The sequence below is a fragment of the Oerskovia gallyi genome (assembly GCF_014836745.1).
GTDB lineage: Bacteria > Actinomycetota > Actinomycetes > Actinomycetales > Cellulomonadaceae > Oerskovia > Oerskovia paurometabola.
On the sequence record NZ_JACSQE010000010.1, the window covers coordinates 13,406 to 28,222 of the forward strand.

Here is a 14,817-nt window from a genome sequence, read left to right on the forward strand (position 1 = left end):
CCCCCCCCCCCCCCCCCCCCCCCCCCCCCCCGCCCGGGACCGCTCCCGGGCGGACGGTCGGGTCAGAGACCGAACGCGGAGCCCTGGCGGGCGGTGCCGCCGGTGCCCGTGGCCCCCTCGGCAGCCTCTGCCGCCTGGATGTCGTCCTCGGCGGTCCGGCCCGTCCAGTGGTCGGCGGCCGCGACGACCTGCTCCGCGATCTTGCCCTCGGCACGGGCCTTCGCGACGCGCTGGGCGTGGCTCGGCGGGTCGCTCGGGACGTGGGCGGGACGCTTGGCCTCCATCTCCTTGCGGAGCACGGGGACGACCTCGCCGGCCAGCAGGTCGATCTGCTCGAGGACCGTCTTGAGCGGCAGGCCCGCGTGGTCCATGAGGAACAGCTGGCGCTGGTAGTCGCCGACGTGCTCGCGCATGGCGCCGTAGCGGTCGATGACCTCCTGCGGGCTGCCCACGGTCAGGGGGGTCTGCGCGCTGAAGTCCTCGAGCGACGGGCCGTGCCCGTAGACGGGCGCGTTGTCGAAGTAGGGCCGGAACTCGCGCACGGCGTCCTGGGAGTTCTTGCGCATGAAGACCTGGCCACCGAGCCCGACGATCGCCTGGTCGGCCTTGCCGTGGCCGTAGTGCTCGAAGCGCTGGCGGTAGTACTGGACCATCTGCTTGGTGTGGCTCATGGGCCAGAAGATGTTGTTGTGGAAGAAGCCGTCACCGTAGTAGGCGGCCTGCTCGGCGATCTCCGGGGTGCGGATCGAGCCGTGCCAGACGAAGGGCGCGACGCCGTCGAGCGGGCGCGGCGTGGCCGTGAAGCCCTGGAGCGGCGTGCGGTACTTGCCCTGCCAGTCCACGACCTCCTCCTCCCAGAGGCGGCGCAGCAGCGCGTAGTTCTCGATCGCGAGGTTGACGCCCTCGCGGATGTCCTTGCCGAACCACGGGTAGACGGGGCCGGTGTTGCCGCGGCCCATCATGAGGTCCATGCGACCGTCCGAGATGACCTGGAGCATCGCGTAGTCCTCGGCGATCTTCACCGGGTCGTTCGTGGTGATGAGCGTCGTGGAGGTCGACAGGATGATGTTCTTCGTCTGCCCGGCGAGGTAGCCGAGCATCGTCGTCGGGGACGACGGGACGAACGGGGGGTTGTGGTGCTCACCCGTGGCGAAGACGTCGAGGCCTGCCTCGTCCGCGTGCTTCGCGATGGTGAGCATGGACCGCACGCGCTCGGTGTCGTTGGGCGTGCGACCGGTGACGGGGTCGGTGGTGACGTCGCCGACGGTGAAGATGCCGAACTGCATGGGGGTTGCTCCCTCGTCCTACAAGTTGATGCATTTGCATGTACTTGGAGGAGAACCGGGAGGGTCCCGGGGTTATTCCCCGGACCCGGAGGTGGCGTGGGTCACGCGGGAATCCCGCCCGCCCGACGGCGGAGCGCACCCTCGCGGAGAAGGTGCGCTCCGCCGTCGGGCACCCTGGAGAAGGCCTCCTACGCCGGACGCGGCGCGTACATGATCACCGCGACGCCCACGAGGCACAGCAGCGCCCCGAGCACGTCCCACCGGTCCGGCCGGAAGCCGTCGACGGCCATGCCCCACACGAGCGAGCCCGCGACGAACACTCCCCCGTACGCCGCCAGGATCCGCCCGAAGCTCGCGTCGGGCTGGAGCGTCGCGAAGAAGCCGTACAGCCCGAGCGCCACGACCCCCGCCCCGATCCAGACCCACCCCTTGTGCTCGCGGACCCCCTGCCAGACCAGCCACGCACCACCGATCTCGAAGAGGGCCGCGGCCCCGAAGAGCAGGATCGAGCGCAGGACGGTCACGGGGTCTCCTCGGGCGACGACGGGCGTGCGGGCAGGGCGCACCCATCCTCTCGCGCACAGCCCCCTCCCAGGCGGACGGGCGAGACTGGCGGGAGGTCGCAGCCCCCGACGGATCGGAGTCCCGATGCCCACCCCAGACACCGAGCGCCTCGGCGCCACGCCGCAGGTGGCCGTCCGCCGCGCGCGCTTCGTCGACGTGCCCGGTGTCGCCCGGCTGCTCACCGCGGACCACCCCGTGGTCGACCTCGACGGCGACGGCACCCCCGACGCCCCGGTCGACCCCGAGCAGCTCTCGTCCGCGACCCGCCTCGTGCTGAGCCACGGGATCATGGAGCAGGGCGAGATCTGGGTCGCTGAGGACGCCGACGGGCTGCGGGCCACGACCGTGTGGCTCCCGCCCGAGGTCCCCGCCTTCGAGGACGAGCTGCGCGGGGTCTTGGTGCGCGAGGTGGGCGTCGACCCGCTCGACGAGCCCGCCGACGACGAGCCGGTCCGCGTCGCGACCCGTCAGGCCCTCGACGTCGCCCAGTCCGTGATCGCCGACGCGCTCGACGCCGTCCGCCCGCGCCTCATCCTCGTCGCCGCGGCCGTCGCGCCCGACGTCCAGGGCCTAGCCCGCACCGCCACCCTGCGCCTGCTCGTGGACGCGCCCGCGCGTACCGACCGCACTCCCGACGGCGCCCCCGTGGACGGCCCGCTGCTCACCGCCGTCGTCGACCCGGCCCGGGTCGAGGGGATGGAGCGCATCGGGTTCGTGGAGCACCGGAGCGTGGACCTGGTGCCGCACGGGAGGCTGTGGATCGGTGTGCGGGGCTGAGGGGTTCCGTCCCGGCTACACGACCGCCGCGACCGCGAGCGCCCCGGCGACCACGGCGAGCGGCGCGAGCACGAGCCCCTGCCGGACGAGCGGCCACCAGCCGACCTCGCGGAACCCCATCCAGTGCCGTGAGCACTGGACCCACCACAGCACGGTCGCGACCGACGCCCACGGCGTGACCAGCGGGCCCGCGTTCACGCCGACGAGCAGCGCCGCGAGCCGTGCGGGGTCGCCCGCGACGGCGGGCTCGAGCGCGAGGTAGGCGGGCAGGTTGTTGACGACGTTGGCCGCGACGGCGCCCGCCCCCGCGACCTGGAGCAGGTCTCCCGTCCCGGTCCCGGTGCCCGCGAACCGGGCGAGCAGGTCGCCGAGGCCGTGCACCTGCCACGCCTCGACGGCGACGAAGAGCGAGGCGAGGACCAGGACGGTCCGCCAGGGCACGAGCTCGCCCACGGGCGCCACGAGGTCGCGGCGCCGCACGAGCGTCACGCCCAGCAGCACGGCGGCGCCGGCCACCGCGACGGCGGCCACGGGCAGCCCGACGGCGAAGCACGCCCCGAGCGCGACCGTCACGAGCGCGGCGAGCGGCAGGAGCACGCGGTCACGCTCGGCGGCCAGCGGGAGCGCGTCGAACGTCCCGAGCAGGTCGCGGCGGTGCGCCACGAATAGGTAGGCGACCGTCACCGCGACCACCGCGAGCGCCGGAAGCCACATGGTCGCGGCGTACGGGACGCCCGGCTGGAGCCCTGCGAGCCGGTGGGCGGCGAGCAGGTTCGTCAGGTTGGAGACGGGCAGCAGCAGCGAGGCCGTGTTCGCGAGCGCGAGCACGGTGAGCGCGAACGGCAGCGGCCGGGACCCGGTGCGCCGCGCGATCGTCAGGACCACGGGCGTGACCAGGACGGCCGTGGTGTCGAGCGACAGGACGACCGTGCACGTGCTCGCGAGGAGCACCACGAGCCCCCACAGGCGCAGGCGGCTGCCCCGGGCGAGACGCAGCGCCCAGGAGGCCGCGGCGTCGAACAGGCCTGCGGCCGCACACATCTCCGCGACCACGGTGATCGCGACGAGGAACAGCAGGATCGGCCCGACGCGTGCCGCGAGCTCTCCCGCGGCGTCGAGCGGGAGCCATCCGACCGCGACCACGGACGCCGCCACCACGACGGCCACCGCCCACAGCGGCACCCGCACCCGTCGACCCGCCACGGCGTCCTCCCTCCCCGGCTCACAGCCTCCTCGTCCCGCCCGCGACCGCGAGCGCCCGCTGCGCGACGAGCGGCCGGGTCACTATCGCACGCGCCGAGGCGTCTGCCCTGGGCGTCGCGCGCTTTCGCACCGCGCCCGCAGCGGGCACAGTCGTGGGTATGACGGACGGGACGCGGTTGCTGGTGCTGGGCGGGACGGAGTTCGTGGGGCGGGCGGTCGGCGACGACGCCCTGGCCCGCGGCTGGGACGTCACCACGTTCCACCGGGGCACGCGCGAGGCCCCGCACGGGGTGCGGGTCCGCCACGGCGACCGCACGGTCGTCGGGGGCCTGGACGCCCTCGCGGAGGGCGAGTGGGACGTCGCGGTCGACACGTGGTCCGGGGCCCCGAGTGCCGTGCGCGACGTCACCCGCCTGCTCGACGACCGGGTGGGCCGGTACGTGTACGTGTCGAGCCGGTCGGTGTACACCTACCCGACCGAGGCCGGCGCGGGCGAGGACGCTCCCCTCGTGGAGGCCTCGCCCGACGACGGCGCCGACGTCGACTACGCGCGCGCCAAGCGCGGCGGCGAGCTGGCGGTCGAGGAGTCGTTCGGGCACCGAGCGATCCTCGCGCGGGCGGGGCTGATCCTGGGGCCGCGGGAGAACGTCGGACGCCTGCCGTGGTGGTTGCAGCGGATCGCGCGCGGCGGCCCCGTGCTCGCCCCCGGGCCCAGCGCACTGCCCCTGCAGTACGTCGACGCGCGCGACCTCGCGGCGTTCGTGCTCGACGCGACCGAGCAGGGCCTGAGCGGGCCGTTCAACGTCGTGAGCCCCAGCGGCCACGCGACCATGGGCGAGCTGCTCGACGCGTGCGTGACCGCGACCGGCTCGGACGCCGAGCTGCGCTGGACCGCGCCCGACGTGATCGCGGCCGCGGGCATCGAGCCCTGGACCGAGCTGCCCGTCTGGCTCCCCCCGGGCGAGCTGCACGACACCCTGCACCGCGGCGACGTGTCGCGCGCGATCGAGGCGGGCCTGCGCAACCGGCCCGTCGAGGAGACGGTCGCCGACACCTGGGCCTGGCTGGGAACCCTGCCCGACGGCGCCGCTCCCCAGCGCGCCGACCGCCCCCGGGTGGGGCTCGACCCGGACAAGGAGGCGCGGGCGCTCGCGGGCTGACAGCGCTCACGCGAGCCTTCGGATCCCGGGGGACTCCGGCGAAGCAGGTTCCCGTCGCCGTGTTGGTATCCTTGCCGACACGGCGTCGGCAACTCGTGCCCGCCGGGAAGGAGCACCATGTTTCTCGCGTGGCGCGAGCTGTCGTTCGCGCGCTCACGATTCGCCCTGATGGGAGGGGTCGTCGCGCTCGTGTCCGTGCTCGTCGTCCTCCTGTCGGGCCTGTCCTCGGGACTCGTCAACGACGGTGTGTCGGGCCTCAAGAAGCTGCCCGTGACGGCCTTCGCGTTCGGCGCGGACACGTCCGTCGACTCGGCGTTCTCCCGCAGCACGGTCGACCGCGAGCAGGCCGAACGCTGGGCCGCCCGCGACGACGTCGCCGACGCAGCGCTGTTCGGCAACCAGCTCGTCAACGCCGAGGGCCCCGGCGGCGAGGCCGTCGACCTGGCACTCTTCGGCGTCGAGCCGGGGTCGTTCGTCGCTCCGTCCGCGACCGACCTGTCCGGCGGCGAGATCCTCGGGGACCCGCACGGGATCGTCGTCAGCGAGACGGTGACCGAGCTCGGTCTCGGCGTCGGGGACACCGTGACGGTCGAACGGCTGGGCACCGAGCTCACGATCGTCGGCGTGCTCGACGGTCAGCACACGTTCGGGCACGTCGACGTCGCCTACGTGCCGCTCACGACGTGGCAGGAGATCCACGCGGGCGCGGCCGACGGGTCCGAGATCCGGCCCGAGGCGTACGACGAGGCGACCGCTGTCGCGCTCGCCGCCGTCGACGGAGCCGACCTCGACCTCGCGGCCGGCGACGCGGCCGCCGGCACCACGGCCGTGTCCCTCACCGAGTCCTTCGACGGGTCGCCGGGCTACGCGGCCGAGACGCTCACTCTCAACCTCATCCAGGTCTTCCTCTACGCGATCTCGGCGCTCGTCGTCGGTGCGTTCTTCACGGTCTGGACCATCCAGCGCAAGCACGAGATCGCGGTCGCACGTGCCATGGGTGCCTCGACGTCGTACCTCGTGCGCGACGCCCTCGGCCAGGCGGCCGTCCTGCTCGTGGTGTCCACCGCGGTCGGCATGGGCGCCGGGATCGGCTTCGGGGCGCTGCTCACGTCGACCCCCATGCCGTTCGCCCTCGAAGCCGGACCGCTCGCGCTCGCTGCGGTCCTGCTCGTCGGGCTCGGCCTCGCGGGCGCCGCCGCGTCGGTGGGCCGCATCGCCCGCGTCGACCCCCTCACCGCTCTCGGAGGACAACGATGACCCGCCCAGCCCCCCAGCTCGCGACCACCCCGACGCCCACCCGCGCCGGGCTCGAGCTCGACGACGTCTTCCTGACCCTCGGCGACGGCGACTCGACAGTGACCGCGCTCGACCACGTGCACCTCACGGTCGCGCCGGGCGAGCTGCTCGCGGTCGTGGGTCCGTCCGGAGCAGGGAAGTCCAGCCTCCTGGCGGTCGCCGGGGCGCTGACCCGCCCCTCGTCGGGCACGGTCCGCATCGACGGCGCCGACGTCTCGTCGCTCACCGGGGCACACCAGGCCGCGCTGCGGCGCGAGCGGATCGGCTTCGTGTTCCAGTCCGGCAACCTCCTGCCCGCACTGACGGCCCTCGACCAGCTGCGGTTCGCGCTGCACGTCGTCGGTGCGAAGGGCAGGGGCCGGGACCCCCTGACGCTGCTCGAGCAGGTCAGCATGGGCCACAAGGCCGACCGGCGACCGCACGAGCTCTCGGGCGGCGAGCGCCAGCGCGTCGGTATCGCCCGAGCTCTCGTCACCGCTCCCGCGCTGCTCCTCGTCGACGAGCCCACGGCGGCCCTCGACCGCGCGCGCAGCCACGAGGTCGTCCGGCTGCTCGCGGCGGAGACGCACGAGCACGGCGTCGCGACGGTCATGGTGACCCACGACCACGACGTGCTCGAGCACTGCGACCGTGTCGTGCAGATGGAGGATGGGAGACTGAGCGCTTGATCCACGTCTCCCTGCCCCGGGCGGGGCAGGGAGACCGTCCTGAGGAGAACCGTGCCCCGCATCAGCGCCCCGACCGTCGCCGAGCACCGCGCGGCGCAGATGCGAGTGCTCCTCGATGCCGCACGGTCGATCCTGGCCGAGACGGGGCGCCCGCCCACGTTCGCAGCGCTCGCCGAGCGTGCGGGCCTCGCCCGACCGAGCGTCTACCAGTACTTCCGCTCTGCGGACGACCTGCTGCTCGCCATGGTCGAGGACGTCTTCCCACGGTGGTCCGCCACGGTCGCGCGGGCCATGGACGCGGCTCCTGACGATCGTGCCCGAGTGGTCGCCTACCTCCGCGCGAACCTCGAGCTCGTCGCCCAGGGCGAGCACGCCCTCGCGACGGCCTTGGCGACCGTCGGGCCGCCGAGCGCCGTGATGGACGGCTCCCGGGCCATGCACGACGAGCTCGTGCGACCCCTCGGTGATGCGTTGCGAGCGCTCGGGAGCCGCGACGTCGAGCGTTCGGCGGAGCTGATCAACGCGATCGTGAACTCCGCCTCACGCATGATCGAGTCGGGCGCCCCCCTCGACGACGTGTGGGGCAGCGTCGAGGAGCTCGTCTCCCCGTTCCTGGACCGCCTGGTCGAGGGACGGCACGGCGACGTTCACGGCCGCAGGTAGTCGAAGATCAACGTCGTGCTCGTGCCCGCGACCTCCGGGCGGACGCTGAGCGTGCTCGCGACGAGGTCCCGCAGCACGGTCGAGTCGCGCACCGCGACGTGGACCATGAAGTCCCGGTCCCCCGTCACGAAGTAGATGCCCTCGACGTTGGGCAGCCCCGCGAGGTAGTCGCGGAACGCTGTGAGGCCCGACCGGGCGTGCGAGTGCAGGCGCACCGCGATGAGCGCCTGGAGGCTGCGGCCCATGGCCGCCGGGTCGATCTCGGTGCGGAAGCCCTGGATGACGCCGCGCTCCTGGAGCGAGCGGATGCGCGCGTGGCACGTCGACGGCGCGATCCCGACGGCGTCCGCGACGGCCTTGTTGGTGGCGCGCGCGTCGGCGTCGAGGACCGCGAGGATGCGGCGGTCGGTCTCGTCGAGCACGGCCGCCTGGACCTGCGTCGACCCGGCCCGAAGATCGTTCGGCATGGTCCCCCACTCTCGTCACCCGGATGAAGATCGTTCGGCCAGACGCCCCTCTCGCGAACAACCTGTCGGCCTGCTTGAACCCTACCGAAGATCCCTCCACCATGGGGGTGAGGCGCAACCCGTCTCCCACGACCCGGCCTCAGCATCCTCGAGGCCGGGTCGACAACGTCTCAGGGCAAAGGAGCCCCCGATGACCACCCCGTCACGCACCACCCCTGGTTCCCCCGCCCCCCGCACGGCGGTCGTCGTCGGCGCAGGCATGGTGGGTCTCGCGACCGCCTGGCACCTGCAGCGGCTCGGCGTCGAGGTCACGGTCCTCGACCGCGAGGGCGTCGCCGCAGGTTCGTCGTGGGGCAACGCCGGCTGGCTCACGCCCGGCATGGCCATGCCGCTGGCCGACCCCACGCTCTGGACCTACGCCCCCAAGGCGCTGCTCGACCCGGCCGCGCCCCTGCACGTCCCGGCGCGGCTCGACCCGCGCCTGTGGTCCTTCCTGGCCCGGTTCGCGACGCACGCGACCCAGCGCGCGTGGGACCGCGCGATGGCCGCGCTCACCCCGATCGACCGGCTCGCGCTCGACGCGTTCGACGAGCTCGCCGCGCACGGCGTCGCGGCCCGCTCGACGCCCGGACCGTTCGTGATCGGCTTCGAGCACGAGAGGCAGGCCGCGCCGTTCCTCCACGAGATCGCCCAGGTCGAGGCCGCGGGCCAGGTGGTCCCGCTGCGCCGCATCGACCGGCCCGACGGCGCCGCTGGCCCCTCCGGTACGCCGCACCCGGGCGAGGGCCGAGCGCCCGAGGGGACCGACGCCGTCGGGCGGCCTGCGCAGCTCACCGACCGCGTGCGCGCGGTCTACGCCCTGGAAGGCCAGCGGTTCGTCGAGCCCGGGCCGTTCGTCGGCGCGCTGGGCGACGCGGTCCGCGCGCGCGGCGGGCGCATCGTGACCGACGCGACCGTCACCGGGCTGCGCGCCCAGGAAGGGCGCGGTGTGCAGGTGCTCGTGGACGGGCAGGACCCCGTGGTCGCCGACATCGCGGTCCTCGCGACCGGCGCGTGGCTCCCGGGGCTCGCGAAGCCGCTCGGCGTCCGCACGCTCGTGCAGGCCGGGCGAGGCTACTCGTTCACCGTGAAGACCGACGTGCCCGTCGAGCAGCCCATCTACCTGCCGGCGCGCCGCGTCGCGTGCACTCCCTACCAGGGGCGGTTCCGCATCGCGGGGACCATGGAGTTCCGCGGCCCCGACGAGCCGTTCCAGCCGCGCCGCATCGACGCGATCCTCGCGTCCGTGCGCGACCTGTTCCAGGGCGTCGACCTCGACGACCGGCACGACGAGTGGGTCGGCTCCCGGCCCGTGACCCCCGACGGGCTGCCGCTCGTCGGGGCCACGCGGGCGCCCGGCGTGTACGTCGCGGGAGGGCACGGGATGTGGGGCATCGTCCTCGGCCCCGCCACGGGCAGGCTGCTCGCCGAGCAGATCATGACCGGGACCGCGCCGCCGGAGATCAGGCCGTTCGACCCGCTGCGGTGATAGCCGCCGAGAAGTGAGCAGATGCCCCTGAATCGCTCGGATCAGGGGCATCTGCTCACTTCTCGGCGAGAGCGGCCGCCGGTGCCGCGTCCGCGCGGATGCGCTCGAGGTAGTCGGCGATCGCGTCCCGGTTCCTCGTGAGGGTGTCGATGCGCTCGGTCATCCGCCCCAGCTCGGTCTCGAGCAGCGCGATCTTGTCCGGGTAGGCGTTGTGCAGGTGGATCTCGCGGGGCTGGTTGAGGCACGGCAGCAGCTCGGCGATGATCCGGGTCGGGAAGCCGACCTCGAGCAGGCCCCGGATCTGGAGCACCCGGTCGACGAGGTGCTCGCCGTACTCGCGGTAGCCGTTCTCCTCGCGCTGCGGGGTCAGGAGGCCCTGCTCCTCGTAGTACCGGAGCAGCCGGGTGGCCGTGCCGGTGCGGCGGGACAGCTCGCCGATGCGCATGCGCTACGCCTCTCTCGCGGGTCGGGCTTGACCTTCACATCCATGTCAGACATTCATGCTAACCCTATGACCACCTGCACCGCTCCGACCGAGTCGTCGACCGACGCTCCCCCGACGCTCGCGGCACCCGCCGCACCCGTACCGCCCCCGGCGCCCCACCAGGCGACCACGCACCCCGACCGGACGGGCGCACCCACGGACGCTCCGCCGTCGGGCCCGCGCTTTCCCCTGCTGCCACTGCTCGCCCTGGCCGCGACCGGGTTCGTCACGCTCCTCACCGAGGTGCTGCCCGCGGGCGTGCTGCCCGCGCTCAGCGCCGACCTCGGGGTCGCCGCGAGCGCCGCCGGGCAGACCGTCACGGTCTTCGCGATCGGCGCGATCGTGGCCGCGATCCCCCTCAGCCGCGCCACTGCCCGCTGGCCCCGGCGCCGCCTCCTGCTCACGACGATCGCGGGGTTCGCGGTGGCCAACACCGTGACCGCCGTGTCGTCGAGCTACGCCCTCACGCTCGGCGCGCGCTTCGCGGCCGGGCTCGTCGCCGGGCTGACCTGGGCGCTCCTCGCCGGGTACGCACGGCGCCTCGCCGCGCCGGAGCAGGCCGGGCGAGCCCTCGCGATCGCGATGGGCGGCGCGCCGCTCGCGCTGGCCCTCGGCGTCCCGGCGGGGACCGCCCTGGGCGCGACCGTCGGGTGGCGCTGGGCGTTCGGCGCCATGACGATCCTCAGCCTCGGGCTGGCGGCATGGGTGCGCTGGGGCGTGCGGGACTTCCCGGGCGAGCCGCGCGGGACGCAGGTGCCGATCGGGCGGGCGCTGCGGCTGCCCGGCGTCGCGCCGATCGTGCTCGTGACGGGCATGACGGTCCTCGCCTACAACGTGTTCTCGACGTACGTCGCGGTGTTCCTCGAGGACGTCGGGCTCGGTGCGCAGACCGGTGTGCTGCTCGCGGTGCTCGGCGCGACGTCGTTCGCGAGCCTCGTCGTGATCGGTGCCCTGATCGACACGCACCTGCGCGTCATGACGGTCCTCGCCGCGACGCTCCTGGGGGTCGCGGGCCTGACGCTCGCGGTCGCGGCAGGCTCCCCCGTCGCGGTCTACGCCGCGGTCGCCGCGCTGGGCTTCGCGTTCGGCGGCAGCGGGACCCTGTTCCAGACGGCGCTCGCGCGAGCAGCGGGTCCTGCGGCCGACATCGCGCAGTCCGCGTTCGTCACCTCGTGGAACGGGGCGCTCGCGCTCGGCGGGATCGTGGGCGGCGTGGTGCTGGGTGCGGGCGGGTCCGGCGCGCTGCCGTGGGCGACGGTCGCGCTCGCGGTACCCGTCGTGGGGATCGTGCTCGGGGCGCGGCAGCATGCGTTCCCGGGGGTGCGAGGCGCACGGCGGGGCGTGACACGCGAGTCGGCCCGCGGTTGACCCCGCTCGAGATCGGGCTCGTCGTCGCCGGATCACCCGGTCGCACGACAACGGGCCCGATCTCGCGGTGCAAGCACCGGGGGCGTCACGACACAGTCAGGGTGAGAGCGTCAGACACACTGAGGGGGACCGATGCACCGACCGACCCGGCACGCGCTGCCCGCCACCGTCCTCGGGCTCGCCCTCGCACCCCTGCTGGCAACCGGTTGCTCAGGGCCGACGACTCCCGTCGAGAGCCCGACCCCGGTCGCTTCGTCCCCGGAGACGCCCCCGCAGCGAGGCATCCCGTACAGCCTCTACACCCACTGCGGCATCGACGAGCTCACCTACGAGGGCCTCTGGTACCAGCGGGTCGACGGTCCGCTCGACACCGGCGGCGGCGACCCTCCCCGCGACTGGGACAGCCCGTTCCACAAGGGCTGGCTGCTCGTCGAGGGAGACCGTGCCACGTTCACCGACGACGAGGGGAACGAGGTGGTCTTCGAGGTACGCGAGGGCGCGACCGCACCGATCAACGCCTGCGCCTGACCCGGTGAGCTCGGGCGCGCCGAGAAGTGAGCAGATGCCCCTGATCCGGGGAGATCAGGGGCATCTGCTCACTTCTCGGCGGCGGGTGCCGCAGCGCAGGAGCTGCAGCTCAGCCGTTGAACGCGTCCGGGTCCGGTCCGATCCGGCCGTCGGCCCGGTCGAGCCCGTCGATCGCCGCGACCTGCTCGGCCGACAGCTCGAAGCCCAGCACGTCGAGGTTCGACGCGATGCGCTCGGGGGTCACCGACTTGGGGATCGCGACGGTCCCGGCCTGCAGGTGCCAGCGGAGCACGACCTGCGCGGGCGTCACGTCGTACGCGCCGGCGATCGCACCCAGGACCGGGTCGCCCAGCACGGTCCCCTGGCCCAGCGGGCTCCACGCCTCGGTCACGATCCCGAGCTCGCGGTGGTGCTCGCGCAGGGCACGCTGGGCGAACGCCGGGTGCAGCTCGACCTGGTTCACGGCCGGCGTCACACCCGTGGCCGCGACGACCGCGTCGAGGTGCGCGGCCGTGAAGTTCGAGACGCCGATCTCCCGGACGAGCCCGGCGTCGCGCAGCGCGACGAGCTCCTCCCATGCCTCGACGAAGCGGCCCGCCCCGGGCACGGGCCAGTGGATCAGGTACAGGTCGAGGCGCTCGAGCCCGAGCCGCTCGAGGCTCTGCTCGAAAGCGGGGCGCACGGCCTCGCGCGCCATCGCGTCGATCCACAGCTTGCTCGTCACGAACACCTCGTCGCGCGGCAGGCCCGACGCGGCGATGCCCGCGCCGACCCCCTTCTCGTTGCCGTAGGCGGCAGCCGTGTCGATGCTGCGGTACCCCGCGTCCAGGGCGAGCGAGACGGCCTGGGCGGTCTCGCCGTCGGGCACCTGGAAGACGCCGAAGCCGAGCTGCGGGATGCTCGCCCCGCCGCGCAGGGCGACCGCGGGGACGGTGGTGGTGCTGGTCATGGTTCCTCCTGAAGGTGGTAGGTGAGTCAGCGCGCCGCGACGGGGACGTGCGGCACGGGCGGCACGGCAGGCACCGCGCGCCGCTCCTGGAGCGTCGCGACGCCGAGCGCCACGACCGCGAGCAGCGTCAGCGCGGCGCCCGCCCACAGGGGCGAGGTGAAGCCGAGCCCGGCCGCGATGGTCAGGCCGCCGATCCACGCGCCCAGCGCGTTGCCCACGTTGAACGCAGCGATGTTGGCGCCCGACGCCATGGTCGGGGCGGCCTGGGCGTGGCCCATGATGCGCATCTGGAGGCCGGGCACGGTCGCGAACCCGAACGCCCCCATGAGGAACAGCGAGACCAGGGTCATGACCTGGCTCGTCGCGGTGAGAGCGAAGACCGCGAGGACCACGGTCAGCGCGCCGAGGATCGCGAGCAGGCTCGCGGTCAGGAAGCGGTCCGCGGCCTTGCCGCCCAGGTAGTTGCCGACGAACAGCCCCACGCCGAACAGGACCAGCAGCCACGGCACGCTCGAGGTCGCGAACCCGCCTACCTCGGTGACCGTGAACGCGATGTAGGTGAACGCGCCGAACATGCCGCCGAACCCGAGCACGGTCACGAGGATGGACCACCAGACCTGCGGGGTGCGGAAGGCCGCGAGCTCGGTCCGCAGGGACGGGGTGAGCGAGGTGAGGGACGCCCGGCGCGTGGACGGCACGAGCAGCACGATCCCGACGAGCGCGACCACGCCGATGGCCGTGATGGCCCAGAACGTCGAGCGCCAGCCGTACTGCTGGCCCAGGAACGTGCCGAACGGTACGCCCAGGACGTTGGCGGTCGTGAGGCCCGCGAACATCGTCGCGATGGCGCCCGCCCGCTTGGCCGGGGCGACCATGTCCGCGGCGACGACCGCGCCGATACCGAAGAACGCGCCGTGGCACAGCGCCGCGAGGATGCGTCCGGCGAGCAGCAGCTCGTAGGTGGGGGCGAGGGCGGAGAGCAGGTTCCCGGCGATGAACAGGATCATGAGGCTGCCGAGGACCGTCTTGCGGTCGAGGCGGATCACGGCGGCCGTGAGACCGATCGCGCCGACCGCGACCGCGAGCGCGTAGCCCGAGATGAGGTAACCGGCGACGGCCTCGGTCACGCCGAGCTCGGTGGCGATCTCCGGCAGGAGACCCATGATGACGAACTCGGTGAGCCCGATCCCGAAGCCCCCGGCGGCGAGGGCGAGAAGACCCAGCGGCATGCGCTGCTCCTTGTCTGTGTCTGGCACCTCGCGCAACAGCGTGTGTGCAACAACCGGCGCGTGCAGTAGTTGCAGGCGCCTCCTAAATAGTTGCACGCGCCGGTAGTTCACACAAGCGGTATAGTTGAGAGCGACGTCACGACAGCACAGGAGGCACGCATGGGCATCGGGGACGACGCAGTCGAGATCCGTTCGCAGGGCTGGCGCACGCTCGCCGCGCTGCACGGCATCCTCGACGCCGCGCTCGAACGCGCGCTCCAGGCCGACCACGGCCTCTCGGTCGTCGAGTACACCGTGCTCGACGCGCTCTCGCGCCAGGACGGCTGGCACATGCGCATGCAGCAGCTCGCGCGCGCCGCGGCCCTGAGCAGCAGCGCCACGACGCGCCTCGTCAACCGCCTCGAGGACCGCGGCCTCCTCACACGCATCCTGTGCCAGGACGACCGCCGCGGCATCTACACCGAGCTCACCCCGCAGGGCGAACAGCTCCTGCGCCAGGCCCGGCCCACGCACGACGCGGCCCTCGAGCAGGCGCTGACCGAGGCCTGCCAGGTCGAGGAGCTCGCGCCCCTCGTCGCGGCGCTGCACGAGCTGCCCGCCGAGGCGTCTGCGAGCGCGGCCCCCGTGGGCGCGACGGCCTGAGAGCC

The 14,817-nt window shown here is 73.6% G+C and carries 16 protein-coding genes; 9 read left to right on the top strand and 7 right to left on the bottom strand.

The genetic code is table 11. From position 1 onward, the window contains the following. Positions 1-62 precede the first annotated feature (62 nt). Both H9640_RS12845 and H9640_RS12850 read right to left on the bottom strand, forming a co-directional pair. Positions 63-1,286 carry an LLM class flavin-dependent oxidoreductase gene (locus tag H9640_RS12845; protein WP_191791112.1) on the bottom strand — a complete coding sequence of 408 codons (1,224 nt, stop codon included), beginning with the start codon at positions 1,284-1,286 and terminating at the stop codon, positions 63-65. Positions 1,287-1,474: 188 nt separating this feature from the next. Further along, positions 1,475-1,810 (bottom strand): YnfA family protein, encoded by a 336-nt coding sequence (locus tag H9640_RS12850; RefSeq protein WP_191791113.1) that lies wholly within the window; start codon positions 1,808-1,810, stop codon positions 1,475-1,477. 124 nt (positions 1,811-1,934) lie between these two features. Between H9640_RS12850 and H9640_RS12855 the strand changes: the two genes are divergently transcribed. Next, complete coding sequence (locus H9640_RS12855; protein WP_191791114.1) at positions 1,935-2,627, top strand: hypothetical protein; 693 nt, start codon at positions 1,935-1,937, stop codon at positions 2,625-2,627. 15 nt (positions 2,628-2,642) lie between these two features. Here H9640_RS12855 and H9640_RS12860 read toward each other — a convergent pair whose 3' ends face one another. Then, entirely contained in the window at positions 2,643-3,830 is a 1,188-nt protein-coding gene (locus H9640_RS12860; protein ID WP_191791115.1) for an SLC13 family permease, read from the bottom strand. A 158-nt stretch (positions 3,831-3,988) separates the two neighbouring features. Here H9640_RS12860 and H9640_RS12865 point away from each other — a divergent pair, with 158 nt between their 5' ends. From H9640_RS12865 to H9640_RS12880, 4 genes are all read left to right on the top strand, one after another. Beyond that, the gene (locus H9640_RS12865) at positions 3,989-4,990 is read left to right on the top strand and encodes an NAD-dependent epimerase/dehydratase family protein (RefSeq protein WP_191791116.1); all 1,002 of its coding nucleotides are present in this window, start codon (positions 3,989-3,991) and stop codon (positions 4,988-4,990) included. A gap of 117 nt (positions 4,991-5,107) precedes the next feature. Beyond that, positions 5,108-6,247, top strand: a complete 1,140-nt coding sequence (locus H9640_RS12870) for an ABC transporter permease (RefSeq protein ID WP_191791117.1) — start codon at positions 5,108-5,110, stop codon at positions 6,245-6,247. Then, a complete protein-coding gene (locus H9640_RS12875) occupies positions 6,244-6,954 on the top strand; it encodes an ABC transporter ATP-binding protein (protein ID WP_191791118.1) in 711 nt (236 codons plus the stop codon). The genes H9640_RS12870 and H9640_RS12875 overlap by 4 nt, the downstream gene beginning before the upstream one ends. 51 nt (positions 6,955-7,005) lie before the next feature. Next, positions 7,006-7,617, top strand: a complete 612-nt coding sequence (locus tag H9640_RS12880; protein WP_191791119.1) for a TetR/AcrR family transcriptional regulator — start codon at positions 7,006-7,008, stop codon at positions 7,615-7,617. Here H9640_RS12880 and H9640_RS12885 read toward each other — a convergent pair. After that, on the bottom strand, positions 7,602-8,084 hold the full coding sequence (locus H9640_RS12885) for an Lrp/AsnC family transcriptional regulator (protein ID WP_191791120.1): 483 nt from the start codon (positions 8,082-8,084) through the stop codon (positions 7,602-7,604). The two genes, H9640_RS12880 and H9640_RS12885, sit on opposite strands and share 16 nt — an antisense overlap. Positions 8,085-8,274: 190 nt before the next feature. Here H9640_RS12885 and H9640_RS12890 point away from each other — a divergent pair, with 190 nt between their 5' ends. Continuing rightward, positions 8,275-9,612: an NAD(P)/FAD-dependent oxidoreductase gene (locus tag H9640_RS12890; RefSeq protein WP_191791121.1), complete on the top strand. Its 1,338-nt coding sequence runs from the start codon at positions 8,275-8,277 to the stop codon at positions 9,610-9,612. A gap of 55 nt (positions 9,613-9,667) precedes the next feature. On the opposite strand, the gene H9640_RS12895 is transcribed toward H9640_RS12890, so the two are convergent. Further along, entirely contained in the window at positions 9,668-10,057 is a 390-nt protein-coding gene (locus H9640_RS12895) for a MerR family transcriptional regulator (RefSeq protein ID WP_191791122.1), read from the bottom strand. A gap of 66 nt (positions 10,058-10,123) precedes the next feature. On the opposite strand from H9640_RS12895, the gene H9640_RS12900 reads away from it, so the two are divergent. Then, a complete protein-coding gene (locus tag H9640_RS12900) occupies positions 10,124-11,464 on the top strand; it encodes an MFS transporter (RefSeq protein ID WP_191791123.1) in 1,341 nt (446 codons plus the stop codon). A 132-nt stretch (positions 11,465-11,596) separates the two neighbouring features. Next, positions 11,597-11,992: a hypothetical protein gene (locus H9640_RS12905; RefSeq protein WP_191791124.1), complete on the top strand. Its 396-nt coding sequence runs from the start codon at positions 11,597-11,599 to the stop codon at positions 11,990-11,992. 109 nt (positions 11,993-12,101) lie between these two features. Here H9640_RS12905 and H9640_RS12910 read toward each other — a convergent pair whose 3' ends face one another. Both H9640_RS12910 and H9640_RS12915 read right to left on the bottom strand, forming a co-directional pair. Continuing rightward, positions 12,102-12,941, bottom strand: coding sequence for an aldo/keto reductase (locus H9640_RS12910; protein ID WP_191791125.1), 840 nt, complete (start codon positions 12,939-12,941; stop codon positions 12,102-12,104). A gap of 26 nt (positions 12,942-12,967) precedes the next feature. Beyond that, positions 12,968-14,170 (bottom strand): MFS transporter, encoded by a 1,203-nt coding sequence (locus H9640_RS12915; protein ID WP_191791126.1) that lies wholly within the window; start codon positions 14,168-14,170, stop codon positions 12,968-12,970. 159 nt (positions 14,171-14,329) lie between these two features. Here H9640_RS12915 and H9640_RS12920 point away from each other — a divergent pair, with 159 nt between their 5' ends. Further along, positions 14,330-14,812 carry a MarR family winged helix-turn-helix transcriptional regulator gene (locus H9640_RS12920; RefSeq protein ID WP_191791127.1) on the top strand — a complete coding sequence of 161 codons (483 nt, stop codon included), beginning with the start codon at positions 14,330-14,332 and terminating at the stop codon, positions 14,810-14,812. The last annotated feature ends 5 nt before the right edge of the window (positions 14,813-14,817 follow it).

Bases quoted from the DNA above. Each gene is read 5' to 3' on its own strand.
- H9640_RS12845 (WP_191791112.1), bottom strand. From the start codon at position 1,286: ATGCAGTTCGGCATCTTCACCGTCGGCGACGTCACCACCGACCCCGTC.
- H9640_RS12855 (WP_191791114.1), top strand. From the start codon at position 1,935: ATGCCCACCCCAGACACCGAGCGCCTCGGCGCCACGCCGCAGGTGGCC.
- H9640_RS12865 (WP_191791116.1), top strand. From the start codon at position 3,989: ATGACGGACGGGACGCGGTTGCTGGTGCTGGGCGGGACGGAGTTCGTG.
- H9640_RS12870 (WP_191791117.1), top strand. From the start codon at position 5,108: ATGTTTCTCGCGTGGCGCGAGCTGTCGTTCGCGCGCTCACGATTCGCC.
- H9640_RS12875 (WP_191791118.1), top strand. From the start codon at position 6,244: ATGACCCGCCCAGCCCCCCAGCTCGCGACCACCCCGACGCCCACCCGC.
- H9640_RS12885 (WP_191791120.1), bottom strand. From the start codon at position 8,084: ATGCCGAACGATCTTCGGGCCGGGTCGACGCAGGTCCAGGCGGCCGTG.
- H9640_RS12890 (WP_191791121.1), top strand. From the start codon at position 8,275: ATGACCACCCCGTCACGCACCACCCCTGGTTCCCCCGCCCCCCGCACG.
- H9640_RS12895 (WP_191791122.1), bottom strand. From the start codon at position 10,057: ATGCGCATCGGCGAGCTGTCCCGCCGCACCGGCACGGCCACCCGGCTG.
- H9640_RS12900 (WP_191791123.1), top strand. From the start codon at position 10,124: ATGACCACCTGCACCGCTCCGACCGAGTCGTCGACCGACGCTCCCCCG.
- H9640_RS12905 (WP_191791124.1), top strand. From the start codon at position 11,597: ATGCACCGACCGACCCGGCACGCGCTGCCCGCCACCGTCCTCGGGCTC.
- H9640_RS12910 (WP_191791125.1), bottom strand. From the start codon at position 12,941: ATGACCAGCACCACCACCGTCCCCGCGGTCGCCCTGCGCGGCGGGGCG.
- H9640_RS12915 (WP_191791126.1), bottom strand. From the start codon at position 14,170: ATGCCGCTGGGTCTTCTCGCCCTCGCCGCCGGGGGCTTCGGGATCGGG.
- H9640_RS12920 (WP_191791127.1), top strand. From the start codon at position 14,330: ATGGGCATCGGGGACGACGCAGTCGAGATCCGTTCGCAGGGCTGGCGC.